Source organism: Celerinatantimonas marina (assembly GCF_046054165.1).
Lineage (GTDB): Bacteria > Pseudomonadota > Gammaproteobacteria > Enterobacterales > Celerinatantimonadaceae > Celerinatantimonas.
In genome coordinates this window covers 37,912-52,407 of sequence record NZ_JBFNXK010000005.1, presented here as the reverse complement: position 1 = coordinate 52,407, position 14,496 = coordinate 37,912, and the positions used below count along the sequence as shown (strand labels likewise).

The window sequence follows — 14,496 nt, the reverse complement described above, 5'->3', positions numbered from 1 at the left end:
TTTTTACTCGAATCCAACGCGATAAATTTGCACCCATCGCTCAATCTTCCATGAGGTCCTTATAAAAATTATGGAAATTCCCATATTCTATGAGGTGTTGTTTAGTTGGGATGAAACAACGATAATATAGATATCATTAGATTTAGCTGCTGGGCTCATGACTCATTATTTTTTGCTATTTGTAGGAACCGTTTTAGTCAACAACTTTGTCTTGGTGAAGTTTCTGGGACTCTGCCCTTTTATGGGGGTGTCAGGCAAAGTTGAAACGGCTGCAGGAATGGCAATGGCAACGACGTTTGTTTTAACGCTGGCTTCCTTATGTGCTTACTTGGTCGAGCATTATATTTTGTTGCCCCTAGGACTCACTTATTTACGGACAATGGCTTTTATTTTAGTCATTGCGGTCGTCGTCCAGTTTACAGAAATGTTTGTCAAAAAAACCAGCCCAACGTTATACCGGCTGTTAGGAATTTATTTACCTTTAATCACAACTAATTGTGCAGTACTTGGGGTTGCTCTCATCAATATTAACGAAAACCATAACCTATTGAGTTCAGTTGTCTATGGTTTTAGTGCCGCCGTAGGATTTTCGTTAGTTTTAATCCTATTTTCGGCTATTCGTGAACGACTGGCTCTTGCGGATACGCCAGCCCCATTTAAAGGCGCGTCAATTGCGATGATTACAGCTGGCATGATGTCACTGGCTTTTCTCGGTTTTACGGGCTTAATTAAGTTATAAATTATGATGACGATTTTATATGCAATACTGGCTTTGCTGGTGTTGGGTCTTATTTTTGGGGCTATCCTTGGATATGCCTCCGTTCGGTTTAAAGTCGATGGCGACCCATTAGTAGATCAGATTGATCAAGTCCTCCCTCAAACTCAATGTGGGCAGTGTGGATATCCTGGATGTCGGCCTTATGCCGAAGCGATTGCCAACGGTGATCACATTAATAAGTGTCCCCCGGGTGGTGAAGTCACGATCAAAAAATTAGCAGATTTGTTGGGCGTTGCTCCCCCCCAAGAAGAAAATGCAAATGTGACTCAACATGTAAAAAAAGTGGCTTTAATCCATGAAGATGCCTGCATCGGATGTACGAAGTGCATTCAGGCTTGTCCGGTCGATGCCATTATTGGAAGCACTCGACAGATGCATACCGTTATTAGTAGTGAATGCACAGGGTGTGAGTTATGTGTTGCTCCCTGCCCAACTGATTGTATTGAAATGAAGCCGTTATCCCAATCGACACGCAATTGGAATTGGCAGTTAAACAGTATTCCCGTTGTAGAAATCGAGAGCCATTCATGACATTAAAAAATATCCAAGCGATTCGGGAAGGGAAAATATGGTCATTTCAGGGAGGCGTTCACCCCTATTCCCATAAAAAGAAGGTCAGTACTAAATACCCTAAACATTTCGAATATCAAGGGCAATATATCCTTCATCCACATCAGCATATTGGAGAAGATGGCGATATTGTTGTACACATTGGAGAACGGGTTTTAGGAGGACAGCCTTTAACACAAAGCGCTCTTTTTTCAGCACCACCGATCCATGCGCCCACATCTGGAATAATCACGGCCATTGAAAAACGTCCAACTAATCATCCGTCAGCTATCCCAGAAACAGCTATCATTTTGCAACCCGATGCTAAAGATGAATGGCTCGAATTAGAACCAATTCAAAATACAAATGATCGAATGGCGTTAGTAAATGCCATTCATCAAGCGGGCATTTGTGGTTTAGGGGGGGCAGGGTTCCCTACAGCTATCAAAATAGCATCCCGTTCAAAAACTAATTTGTTGATTGTCAATGGTGCTGAATGTGAGCCATACATTACGGCTGATGACACCTTAATGCAGCATTATGCGCAAGAGATCAAACAGGGAATTAAGTGGATCCAGCAGATTACTAAGCCAACGCTGACTATCATTGCGATTGAAAATGATAAACCGAAAGCTATTCAAGCCATGCAAAAGGTCAGTGATGAAAATACGATTGTTCGTGCTATTCCGGCTAAATATCCTTCAGGTGGAAAAAAACAGCTGATCGAGATCTTAACGGGCCAACAAGTTCCTTCCGGGGGATTATCGGCTGATGTTGGGATCTTAATGCTCAATGTAGGAACTATTTATGCGGTTCATCGAGCCATTGATTGTGGCGAGCCGTTAACTCGACGAATGATTACGCTTGCCGGGAAAGGAATGACGAAACAGCAAAATATGTGGATCGATATCGGAACCCCAATTAGTTCGCTGTTGCCTGAGAAATCAATCAACGACCCATATCTGATTATGGGCGGTCCGATGATGGGTTATGCCCTACCATCGGCGCAAATACCTATTATCAAGACCAGTAACTGTGTTTTATATGGTAATAAAGCTGAATTTGGGCAATCCTCACAACCATTAGCATGTATTCGATGTGGTGAGTGCGCCGAGGCATGCCCTATCGATTTGTTACCTCAGCAACTCTACTGGTTTATTCAGGGCAATGAATTAGAAAAAGCAAAACAATATGCCCTGAAAGATTGCATTGAATGTGGCGCCTGTGCCTATGTTTGCCCAAGCCATATTCCATTAGTTCAGTATTACCGGCAAGGAAAAGCGCAGTTAAGAGAGCAACGGCAACTCGAATTAGACGCGGAGAGAGCTCGTCAGCGTACCGAACGACGCAACCAACGCCTCGAGCGAGAAAAAGAAGAACGCGAAGCTCGCCATCAGCAAGCCGCCCAACAGCGAGCCAAAGAGTTACAAGATCCCGAAAAAACAGATGCTATCGCGGCCGCAATTGCCAGAGTCAAAGCTAAGCAAGCAGGAACACAGCAAACACCTACAACGGACAGTACTCAGGAAGATGCTCGAAAAGCAGCCACTGTAGCAGCAGTGGCTCGCGCAAGAGCAAAAAAGGCCGAGCAGCAACCCACTCCAGAGGATGCTTCTCGTAAAGACGCCGTGACAGCTGCGGTCGCTCGTGCTAAAGCCAAAAAAGCGGAGCAATCATCCACTGCTGAAGATGATCCCCGTAAGGCCGCAGTGGCTGCAGCAGTCGCTCGTGCTAAAGCTAAAAAAGCGGAGCAATCATCCACTGCTGACGATGATCCCCGTAAGGCCGCAGTGTCGGCAGCGGTCGCTCGCGCTAAAGCTAAAAAAGCGGAGCAATCATCTATTGCTGAAGATGATCCCCGTAAGGCCGCAGTGGCGGCGGCAGTCGCTCGTGCTAAAGCCAAAAAAGCGGAGCAATCATCCACTGCTGAAGATGATCCCCGTAAGGCCGCAGTGGCTGCAGCAGTCGCTCGTGCTAAAGCTAAAAAAGCGGAGCAATCATCCACTGCTGACGATGATCCCCGTAAGGCCGCAGTGGCTGCAGCGGTCGCTCGCGCTAAAGCCAAAAAAGCGGAGCAATCATCCACTGCTGACGATGATCCCCGTAAGGCCGCAGTGGCTGCAGCAGTCGCTCGCGCTAAAGCCAAAAAAGCCGCGCAACGTTTTGACGCTAGTTCGAAAAATGATGAGGAATCGCCCAACTCATGATGCTGACTATTCTTAGTTCACCTTTCAAACACACACATCGATCTACTCCAGCCATTATGGCTTGGGTTGCTCTAGCCGCATGCCCAGGAATCATTGCTCAGTGGTATTTTTTTGGTCCAGGTTCTTTTATCCAAATAGTGTTATGTATTTTGACCGCATGGATCACTGAAGGGATTGTCCTTAAGCTACGCAATCGTTCGGTACTATCAACACTTCGTGATCACAGTGCTTTGGTCACAGCAATTCTGTTGGGGATTTCTATTCCTGGATATGCACCTTGGTGGGTTGCTGTTCTGGGAACCATTTTTGCCATTTTATTAGCCAAACAACTCTATGGCGGTTTAGGACAAAATATATTTAATCCGGCAATGGCCGCTTATGTTTTTTTGCTTATATCCTTTCCGGTTGCAATGACGGGCTGGATTCCTCCGTTATCACTCATCAAATTACCGCTTCAATTCGGTGATTCCCTTCATTTGATTTTTACAGGATTCACTCTTGACGGCTTCAGTTTGCATCAAATTGCCAATAGTGCAGATTCTATTAGTCAAGCGACCCCATTAAATGCGTTAAAAACTGGAATCACTCTAGGTCATTCAGTTCCGTCTATACTAGCGACTCCTCTTTTTGACTCTTTTGCTGGTATTGGTTGGAATGCCATGAATGCGGGATTCCTGCTCGGTGGACTTTTTTTATTATGGCAACGGATTATTCGCTGGCATATCCCTGTTATGTTTCTAGCTACATTTGCTATTTTTAGCTTAATTGGACATTGGTTCGCTCCTGAACATATCGCCTCGCCTTTAGTCGATTTATTTTCTGGTGCAACCATGTTAGGTGCTTTTTTCATTTTGACCGATCCAGTGACAGCTTCAACAACGCCCAAAGGCCGCTTAATTTATGGGTCGATGATTGGTGCATTAGTCTTCATAATCCGTCATATTGGTGGGTACCCGGATGGAGTAGCATTTGCAGTATTAATTGCCAATATGTGTGTTCCCTTATTAGATCATCTCACTCAACCGCGTGTATATGGACATCGGGGTAAATCATCACATGAATAATCCTGTTATTAAAAATGCTATTTTATTAGCCGTGTTTGCCTTGGTGTGTACATTATTAGTCATATTAACGAACGTTTTGACGGCTCCTACGATTATTAAGCAACAGCAGGTCAAACTGAGTCAGTCGTTACGAGAGTTGTTACCTGCTAAGTTGGTCAACCAACAGTTACTTAATAGTTGTCGACTAATTACTTATCCCCAATACTTGGGGGATTCACAGCCCCACCGCCGTTGGATTGCTTATGAAAACAACCAACCGATAGCCATTATTTATCAAGCTATTGCTCCTGATGGATATAACGGAGCGATTAGTTTATTAGTTGGTGTTTGGAAAACTGGCAAAGTGAGTGGGGTTCGGGTTATTAGTGAAAATGAAACGCCGGGTCTAGGTGATAATATTGAAACGCGCAAATCGCACTGGGTTTATGAGTTTAACGGTAAAGCATTACACAGTGATCAAGATGAACGGTGGGCGGTAAAAAAAGATGGTGGAATGTTTGATCAATTTACCGGTGCGACGATTACTCCTCGTGCTGTGGTTAATTCTGTCAAACGCGTTTTGGAACTTAATAAACACCAATATGATGCGATTGTTCAATCTGATCAACGCTGTCAAGGGGATTAATTATGATTCACTATCGTGAGATTGCACTACAAGGATTATGGAAAAATAATCCGGCACTCGTTCAGCGGCTAGGTTTATGTCCTATGCTGGCCGTGACGGCCACGATTACCAATGCATTAGGGTTAGGCTTTGCGACGATCATCGTTCTCATCGCATCGAATACCTGTATATCGCTGATTCGTAAATGGGTTCCGAATGAAATAAGGATCCCGGTCTTTGTGATGATTATTGCTAGTTTTGTCACATGCGTTCAGCTGCTGATGAATGCCTATACTTATAATTTATATCTAAATTTAGGTATTTTTATCCCACTTATTGTCACGAACTGCATCATTATCGGTCGAGCTGAATCTTTTGCGGCCAAAAACAGTGCCCCCGCCGCTGCATTTGACGGTTTGATGATGGGATTAGGTTTTACAGTGATCTTATTGATATTAGGCGGTCTTCGGGAAATTATCGGTAACGGTACGCTCTTTGATGGCGCTAACCTACTTTTGGGGGATTGGGCCAGTATTCTACGTATAGAAGTATTCCATTTTGATCAACATATGCTACTTGCGATTCTTCCACCAGGTGCTTTTATCGGGTTGGGACTCCTTATTGCTGGTAAATATGTTATCGATCAACATATTGAAAAACGAGCAAAAGAGAAAGCAGTAACCAAAGCAACAGATGTTATCGAGAATAACGCAGTATGAATAATCAAAAACGAAAAGAAATATTAGTCCGGTTAAGGGCCGCAAATCCCAATCCGAGAACTGAACTAAAATATCAAAGTCCTTTTGAACTCTTAATTGCCGTCATGCTATCGGCTCAGGCTACAGATGTATCCGTAAATAAAGCAACAGCCAAACTATTTCCGGTTGCCAATACTCCTGAAACCATACTGCGGTTAGGGATTGAAGGGGTCAAAGAATATATTCGTACGATTGGGTTATTTAACTCCAAAGCTGCTAATGTGATAAAAACTTGCCAACTTCTGATAGAAAAACATCATGGTGAAGTTCCACAAGATAGAGAAGCATTACAGGCGTTGCCCGGAGTAGGAAGAAAAACCGCAAATGTAGTATTAAATACAGCGTTTGGTTGGCCAACGATTGCCGTTGATACCCATATTTTCCGGGTCTGTAATCGTAGTAATTTTGCAGCGGGTAAAAATGTGGATCAAGTTGAACAAAAACTACTTAAGGTTGTCCCTGCCGAGTTTAAAGTCGATGTACACCACTGGCTCATTCTGCATGGTCGATATACTTGTGTTGCCAGAAAACCTCGTTGTGGCTCTTGTATTATTGAAGATTTATGCGAATTTCCCTCCAAAGTCGATCTATAAGTCATATCTGATCGGACTGATCTAAATTTAAGATCGGCCCGATTAAATGTAAAATAAAATATTCTTTATACGGATCAAGGCTGATAGGTATAGCAGGTGTATCGATATATGTTCAACCAAGAAATACAGAACATCAATTCCCATATATCTTTTTATTTCAGATCAAGTAGGCTTAAATAAGATGAATAAATATTAGATTCAATGGGTGTGTTAAATCTCTTAGCTTATTGATAATCATAAATATTCATATGTTGGATGCAAGCTTAGTGCTATGATATTGACTTTCTATATCATCGTTAGGATTTGTCATGCCAAAAGCCGTTATCTGTGATATCGACGGTGTATTGTTACACGATAATCAGGCCCTTCCTGGAGCTGTGTCATTCATCCAGACACTACTTAAATCTCAAACTAAACTCGTCATCTTAACTAATTATCCATCGCAAACTCCTCAAGATTTACAAAACCGTTTTGCTCTTGCAGGAATCGATGTTCCCCAAGAGTGTTTTTATACCAGCGCCATGGCCACGGCCGATTTTTTACGACGCCAACCCAGTAAGAAAGCTTTTGTAATTGGTGAAGGGGCTTTAATTCACGAACTCTATAATGCCGGTTTTACCCTCACTGATATTAATCCTGATGTGGTTGTGGTAGGAGAAACTCGTAACTTCAACTGGGCCATGATCCAACAGGCGTCTCAATTCATTCTGAGCGGCGCACAATTTATCGCAACCAATCCAGATACACATGGAGCCAATTTAAGCCCGGCCTGTGGTGCATTATGTGCCCCAATTGAACGTATCACCGGTCATCAGCCTTTTTATGTGGGGAAACCTAGTGCTTGGATCATTCGCGCGGCACTAAATAAAATATCGGCTCATTCTGATGATACAATTATAATTGGAGATAATCTTAAAACAGATATTTTAGCGGGATTTCAGGCAGGTCTTACCACCGTACTGGTTCTTTCTGGGGTGAGTCGTCTTAGTGATATCGATTATGTTCCTTATCGACCTAATTATGTATTTGAAGGAATTAGTGATCTCGATTTAAGTCAGTTCTGAGGAGCAGACGATGAATGCAATGGATGCTGCTATACTACTTGCCGTCACGGCATGTGCAGGATTATTGTTACAACTAATAAAGTTACCTCCCCTGCTGGGATTCCTTCTAGCAGGATTTATCCTGAATTATCTGGGCATTCAACAGAGTGTCATGATCGATAATTTTGCAAATCTTGGGGTGACGTTACTTTTATTTTCAATTGGTTTAAAACTTGATATCCGCACACTATTGAAAACTGAAGTCTACGCCTCCTCACTAATACATCTTGGATTAAATGGATGTATTTTTATTGTATTCATCTTTGCTTTTAAATTATTCGCTATTCCAGAACTAACTCAGTTGTCTACCGCTGGAATATTACTGTTAGCATTTTCTTTAAGTTTTTCAAGTACCGTTTTTGCTGTCAAGGTATTGCAAGATAAGAGTGAATTACACTCCTTTTATGGACGTGTTGCGATTGGAATTCTGGTTATGCAGGATATTTTCGCAGTGATTTTCTTAAGTTTTAGCTCCGGAATATCGCCTAGTATCTGGGCTCTATCGCTCATATTGCTGATTCCTCTGCGTCCTATCCTGCTCTACTTGATCCAACGAGCAGGACATGGTGAAGTTCAATTATTAATCGGCTTTTCACTCACCTTTCTCTTAGGCTATTACTGGTTTGGGCTTGTCGGTATCAAACCCGATCTAGGTGCATTATTAATTGGAATGCTCATCGCTGGGACGAATCAAGCGAACAACTTAAGCCGAGCTTTATTTGCGTTCAAAGAGCTATTTTTGGTTGCATTCTTTTTATCTATTGGAATGCATGATCTTCCGACATCTCAAAGCCTTATCATTGCGTTGTTATTGGTCTGCCTATTGCCCATCAAAGGCCTTTTATATTTAGCCCTACTGTTAGTTTTTCGACTCAGAGCTCGTACGGCATGGTTCGGTAGCTTAAGTTTGACAAACTACAGCGAATTTGGATTGATTGTTTGCGCCGTCGCGGTTCAACATAATTGGTTATCAGGTCAATGGTTAGCCGGTTTAGCCATCACATTAAGTCTTAGTTTCCTCATTGCCGCACCCCTTAACCAATTTGCGGACCCTCTCTACAGACATTGGCTCCCAATACTACAAAGACTACAACGAAAACGACTCAGTCGTGAAGATATGCCCATTGAATTGGGGAACATGGAAGTAGTCATTTTAGGGATGGGACGCATTGGGACCGGTGCTTATGATCACCTGAGCCAGTATTATCCAGACAAAATCATTGGTGTCGATACGGACTTAATTAAAGTCCAAAATCATATTGGGGCCGGACGCGCCGTGATCCAAGGTGATGCTGCCGATTCCGATTTTTGGGAAAAATTGATTCCCAGTCAAACGGTACAACTTATTTTACTCACGATGCCTCATCATAATGGTAACGTCTATGCGGTCACCCAACTGCGTAAACGACACTATGCGGGTAAAATTGCAGCAATTAGTCATTTTGATGAAGACTATCAGAATCTCAAAGAACTTGGCGTTGATGAAGTGGTTAATTTATACGATGAAGCCGGACTTGGATTTGCCCAACATATTTATGGTACTTTGTACAATTCCGATAACAATGTGTAATATTTATCTGGAAGCTTCAATATAAGCAGCACAAAACACCACTTGTATCCTAGCTTTTCAAAATATTCCAGAAAATTTCTATTAACCCCTTGCATTCTCTGCTGATATTGGCAAATTGATAGTGCAGATAGCCGTTAAGGACTATCGATTTTCTTATACTAAAGTAATGAAGGGAAATATATGTGTTCGATTTTTGGCGCGCTTGACATTAAGACAGATGTCACAGAGCTACGCAAAGTAGCTTTGGAAATGTCAAAACGACTTCGTCATCGTGGACCTGACTGGTCAGGAAGCTACACCTCAGATCATGCGATCTTATGCCATGAACGACTGGCGATTGTCGATGTAAATAATGGGGCTCAGCCTCTCTATAATGAAGATAAAACTCATGTTCTAGCTGTTAACGGTGAAATCTACAACCACAAACAGCTGCGCGCCAATTTGAACATTAATTACAATTTCGCGACTGAATCCGACTGTGAAATCATTCTGGCTTTGTATGAAGAAAAGGGAAATCAATTTTTAGACGACCTAAACGGTATTTTTGCTTTCATTCTATATGACGAAAAAGAGCAACGTTACCTCATTGGTCGTGACCATATGGGGATTATTCCTCTCTATACAGGTTACGATGAAAACGGAAACTTTTTTGTTGCCTCTGAAATGAAAGCGCTGACTCCGATTTGTAAAACCGTGCGAGAATTTCCTCCCGGCCATTATCTCGATAGCAAAGATGGAAAACTAGTCCGCTATTATAGTCGTGACTGGGAGCAGTATGAAAACGTTGCGAATAATGAAGCCTCGGTCGATGAACTCCGGGACGCCTTAGAAGCAGCAGTGAAACGTCAATTGATGAGTGACGTTCCTTATGGTGTCCTGCTTTCAGGAGGACTTGATTCTTCGGTAATTTCTGCCATTACCAAACGTTTCGCAGATCGGCGTATTGAAGATAATGATGCCAGTGCAGCATGGTGGCCACAACTTCATTCATTTGCGGTAGGCCTTGAAGGCGCTCCAGATTTAAAAGCGGCCCGAGAAGTTGCTGATTATTTAGGAACCGTTCACCATGAAATTCATTTCACCATTCAGGATGGCTTGGATGCTCTGCGTGATGTGATCTATCACTTGGAAACTTATGATGTGACCACAGTTCGAGCTTCAACTCCAATGTATTTAATGGCCAGAAAAATTAAAGCAATGGGCATTAAAATGGTTCTATCTGGGGAAGGTTCTGACGAGCTATTTGGGGGATATCTCTATTTCCACAAAGCTCCAAATGCCAAAGAATTTCACGAAGAAACCGTCCGTAAATTATCTAAACTGCATTTATTTGATTGTCTACGGGCGAACAAAGCATTGGCAGCTTGGGGCTTGGAAGGTCGTGTTCCATTCTTGGATAAAGAATTCATGGATGTTGCCATGCGTCTTAACCCTGCCGCAAAAATGTGTGGTCATGGAAAAATTGAAAAACACATTGTTCGCGAAGCTTTTGAAGATTATTTACCTAAATCAGTGGCATGGCGCCAGAAAGAGCAGTTCTCTGATGGGGTCGGTTATTCCTGGATTGACAGTCTAAAAGAATTTGTAGAAACAGAAATCACCGATCAGATGATGGAAACAGCTGAATATCGGTTCCCGATTAATACACCGGATACGAAAGAAGCTTATTATTATCGCAGTATTTTTGAAGAACATTTCCCACTCGATAGTGCTGCTGAATGTGTTCCTTGGGGCAAATCAGTCGCCTGCTCAACACCTGAAGCTCTCGCTTGGGATGAAAGTTTTACCAAAAATGCAGATCCATCAGGTCGAGCTGTTGCAAGCGTACATCACGAAGCTTATTAAATATCCGTTTTATCGATCTAACAAAAAACCCGGTTAACCGGGTTTTTTTATTATCAAAATTAAATGGATGACAGTAAATAATCCGGGACAATGCCACTTTGCCTAATCGATTCATTTACATCAAGATGCCTTAAAAACCCAAATCCTGTCGCTAAAGCAGTCTTCATCCCCATTGCGGCCGCACCTAAAATATCCGTATGCAATGTATCCCCTACCATTACCATTCGGCTACGATCCTCATAACCATATTGTTTTTTAACTAAATTTAATGCTCTCTCAAAGATAGGCTGAAATGGTTTTCCATAACAATGAACATGACGATACAACTCATCAGGCAATGTAAGTGTGTAACTCCCGGGTTCATGAGAAACCCCCTGCTCTAACGGCGCGATCAAATCTGCATTACCAACCCAAATAGGACGAGGTCGTTGATATAATGCCTCCAGCCAGCGGTCCTGCCGCTGTGAATTCCAATTTTGCCCACTTAAAAACAAAAATACATCAGCATCCCAAAAAGCTTCATTTTCTGGATAGATTTCATGATAGTTCATGGTAACCGGACGATATAACTCCGGCACAATCACACCAATAGACAACTCAAATGATGTTTGAGTGACAAAATCAGTCATCATGACTTCACGGCTATTAACAATCATCTCTTTTTTAATCAAAAAACCAAAATCATGGTATTTTTTAACCAGTGCATCCATGTTTTGAGTGGCTGCATTCGTGACGACATAAACGGCTTTACCCGCTTGCTGCAAGGCAGTGATACTTGCAGAAGCGCCTGAAATTGCAGTGCTACCTATATTAAGAACGCCATATCCATCGAAAAAAAAGGCATCAATATCATCAATAATATCGGTAATTCGTTCCAAAGAAATAGTTGAGTTATTTGTAGATAATAAAGCGTTAAACTTTGGAAGCCTCATTCCCATATTCAAATAAGCTGTAAAGGCTTCAGCAGGACTATTAATCATAATACGAAATCAACAAACTAAATGTGATTAGTTTACCTGGGAGCCGATTAAAAAACATCCTGAATTCAATACAACTTTATAGAAAGTTAACTATTTTAAATCACGATATATTTAAAACTAATGACACCCATTATCGGCTGTTTATGTAGGATCTTTAAGCCTATAAGAATAATCAGATAATTCATCTAATCCAGTTCATTGAAGCTATAGAAAGTTTCATTTAATTGATTAAAACCGAAAACATTTGGAATATTAATTTAATAAACTTTAATAAACAAAAATCATACGCTAAATAATCGCCTCTTTTTAGTGAATTAAATTGAAGCCTTCTCACAAATCGGATAAGCTTTATTTTTATTTCATCGTTGTATAGGAGTATTTCGTGTCATTTAGATGGAAACTCACGCTTTTTACCGGTGCAGTCTTACTATTAACAGCAGTTTTATTGATGGGCACATCAATATACTCCTTTTATCATACCCGTATTTTGATCACAGACCGCACCGGAAATATTCTGAAGCAGGATGCTCAAGCTCTCGTTAATGCCGAAATAAAAGCCAGAGTGGCACAAATAACTACCGCTTTAGAATCAAGACAAACTCAACTGAGTTTATTATCTCGCCAAGTCATTTCAGCCAAGAGTAATACGCTTAAAAACTATCTACCAGGTTCAAATCTGCGCTCATCTATTGTTGCTATGTTAAAAACACAACTCGAAAGTGATAAATATGCTTCCGAAATCACTGTGATTTTTAATCCAGATGCAATGGGAGAAGAAGATGTCAGTTATTTAGGCTCAGATTATTTAGGCAGTAATGATGCCGGACAATTTAGCTCTCGCTGGCTACGTCAAGGAAACAAAGTTGTCCATCTTCCTTTAACCACTAAACAACTCGCTGCATCTGAAGCCGCACCGATTCTGTGTGGTGAGAAAACAAATGCGACATGTTTGAGTAAGCCGCTACCTGCAACTAAAGATGTCCCTGCCGGTTTGTGGCTTTCTGTCCCCTTGCAAGAAAATGGCAAAGCTATTGGTGTCGCAGCACTGAGAATTAACTTATCTTTAATCGACGAGCTAGTCGGTGAAATGGATCAATCTCTGTATCAAGGTGTAGGAAGTATTCAGATTGATGACTCGCATGGTAATCGAATTGCCGATGATGGAAATCAATTGGATTTTCAGAGTATGTTGCAACAAGATGAAGTCGTTAATAAGTGGGATGAGGCAAGCAAACTGTTTATTAACTTTTATCCGATGCCATTACCCTTGGTGAACAGCCATTGGGGGATCTTAGTTGAGCTGCCTCAGGATACCGTCTTAAAAGCAGAGCATGAATTCAATCAGGCACTTCAATCCAATTCGACCAAGTCAACGATCCAGCAAGCGGCTATGACGATTATCGTTGCTGGGATCATGCTCGTCATTATCTGGATTTTTACTGGCCCTTTAATTAAGCCTCTCTTAGCGCTTCGTAATGAACTGGTTAAAATAGCAAATGGTGATGCTGACCTCACTCATCAAATGCCGGTATCTGGTAAGGATGAAGTGGGTCAGTTAAGCGCTTCATTTAATCAATTTGTTGAATCTCTTCGTCAACTCATTGCCGACGTTGTCATGTCAGTTGATGAAATGAAAGACAAATCGGCCAGTACAAATACACTCATTAATAAAACCTCACAAAGTATCCGCTCGCAATTTGCTCAGGTTGATCAAGTTGCAACAGCTTCTGAGGAAATGGCAGCGAGTTCAAGAGAGGTCGCTGATAGTACTCAGCAAACATCACTAGCAGTCAATCAGGCACAACAGGCCGTTACAGAAGGTCAGAATGCTGCAAATGATATGAGTGTTGCGATGGCTCAGTTGCATCAACAACTGGAACAGTCAGAACAACGCATTCATCAGTTAGCAACCAGTAGTGAAAGTATTAGCAATATTTTATTGGTAATTAAGAATATTGCTGAACAAACTAATCTATTGGCCTTAAATGCAGCGATTGAAGCCGCACGAGCTGGTGAACATGGCCGTGGTTTTGCTGTCGTAGCCGATGAAGTTCGCTCTTTAGCGGCCAGGACTCAATCTTCTGTTGGTGAAATTCAAGCTGTTATTGAAACCCTTCAGGACGAAACCAACCAAGTCGTCTCAACGGTCGGAACAGCCTATTCAGCAGCGAAAGAAACATCTGAACGAGTAACCTATACCGCTGATATACTGGGACAAATTGCCACAGCTAACACCCAGATCCAACAAATGGCAGAACAAATCACTAATTCAGCAGAGCAACAAAGTGCCGTTGCCAATGAAATTAGTCAAAGTGTCAGCGGTATTCGTCAGGCTAGCCAAAACATTAAATCGGATAGTGAACAAACTCTAGAAATCAGTAAAGATATGAGTGACGTTGCCAACCAACAACACAATTTAGTCAGCCGTTTTAAAGTTTAATCCCC

At 41.9% G+C, this 14,496-nt stretch carries 12 protein-coding genes; 11 read left to right on the top strand and 1 reads right to left on the bottom strand.

Annotation, left to right across the window (positions count from 1 at the left end; genetic code table 11):
• Window positions 1–157: 157 nt before the first annotated feature.
• From rsxA to asnB, 10 genes are all read left to right on the top strand, one after another.
• Window positions 158–739 carry an electron transport complex subunit RsxA gene (gene rsxA, locus ABUE20_RS06765; RefSeq protein WP_408619117.1) on the top strand — a complete coding sequence of 194 codons (582 nt, stop codon included), beginning with the start codon at window positions 158–160 and terminating at the stop codon, window positions 737–739.
• Between the two features lie 3 nt (window positions 740–742).
• Entirely contained in the window at window positions 743–1,309 is a 567-nt protein-coding gene (gene rsxB / locus ABUE20_RS06760; protein ID WP_408619116.1) for an electron transport complex subunit RsxB, read from the top strand.
• A complete protein-coding gene (rsxC, locus tag ABUE20_RS06755) occupies window positions 1,306–3,534 on the top strand; it encodes an electron transport complex subunit RsxC (RefSeq protein ID WP_408619115.1) in 2,229 nt (742 codons plus the stop codon). The genes rsxB and rsxC overlap by 4 nt, the downstream gene beginning before the upstream one ends.
• Window positions 3,531–4,598 (top strand): electron transport complex subunit RsxD, encoded by a 1,068-nt coding sequence (gene rsxD / locus ABUE20_RS06750; RefSeq protein WP_408619114.1) that lies wholly within the window; start codon window positions 3,531–3,533, stop codon window positions 4,596–4,598. Before rsxC ends, rsxD begins: the two co-directional genes overlap by 4 nt.
• Window positions 4,591–5,223, top strand: coding sequence for an electron transport complex subunit RsxG (gene rsxG, locus ABUE20_RS06745; RefSeq protein ID WP_408619113.1), 633 nt, complete (start codon window positions 4,591–4,593; stop codon window positions 5,221–5,223). The genes rsxD and rsxG overlap by 8 nt, the downstream gene beginning before the upstream one ends.
• Before the next feature lie 2 nt (window positions 5,224–5,225).
• A complete protein-coding gene (locus ABUE20_RS06740; protein ID WP_408619112.1) occupies window positions 5,226–5,921 on the top strand; it encodes an electron transport complex subunit E in 696 nt (231 codons plus the stop codon).
• Entirely contained in the window at window positions 5,918–6,553 is a 636-nt protein-coding gene (gene nth, locus ABUE20_RS06735; protein ID WP_408619111.1) for an endonuclease III, read from the top strand. The genes ABUE20_RS06740 and nth overlap by 4 nt, the downstream gene beginning before the upstream one ends.
• Before the next feature lie 308 nt (window positions 6,554–6,861).
• Window positions 6,862–7,617: an HAD-IIA family hydrolase gene (locus ABUE20_RS06730; protein WP_408619110.1), complete on the top strand. Its 756-nt coding sequence runs from the start codon at window positions 6,862–6,864 to the stop codon at window positions 7,615–7,617.
• A gap of 10 nt (window positions 7,618–7,627) precedes the next feature.
• The gene (locus tag ABUE20_RS06725) at window positions 7,628–9,226 is read left to right on the top strand and encodes a cation:proton antiporter domain-containing protein (protein WP_408619109.1); all 1,599 of its coding nucleotides are present in this window, start codon (window positions 7,628–7,630) and stop codon (window positions 9,224–9,226) included.
• A 180-nt stretch (window positions 9,227–9,406) separates the two neighbouring features.
• A complete protein-coding gene (asnB, locus tag ABUE20_RS06720; protein ID WP_408619108.1) occupies window positions 9,407–11,071 on the top strand; it encodes an asparagine synthase B in 1,665 nt (554 codons plus the stop codon).
• Window positions 11,072–11,130: 59 nt separating this feature from the next.
• Here asnB and ABUE20_RS06715 read toward each other — a convergent pair whose 3' ends face one another.
• Window positions 11,131–12,051 carry an HAD-IIA family hydrolase gene (locus tag ABUE20_RS06715; RefSeq protein WP_408619107.1) on the bottom strand — a complete coding sequence of 307 codons (921 nt, stop codon included), beginning with the start codon at window positions 12,049–12,051 and terminating at the stop codon, window positions 11,131–11,133.
• A gap of 382 nt (window positions 12,052–12,433) precedes the next feature.
• Here ABUE20_RS06715 and ABUE20_RS06710 point away from each other — a divergent pair, with 382 nt between their 5' ends.
• Window positions 12,434–14,491 carry a methyl-accepting chemotaxis protein gene (locus ABUE20_RS06710; protein ID WP_408619106.1) on the top strand — a complete coding sequence of 686 codons (2,058 nt, stop codon included), beginning with the start codon at window positions 12,434–12,436 and terminating at the stop codon, window positions 14,489–14,491.
• Window positions 14,492–14,496 lie beyond the last annotated feature (5 nt).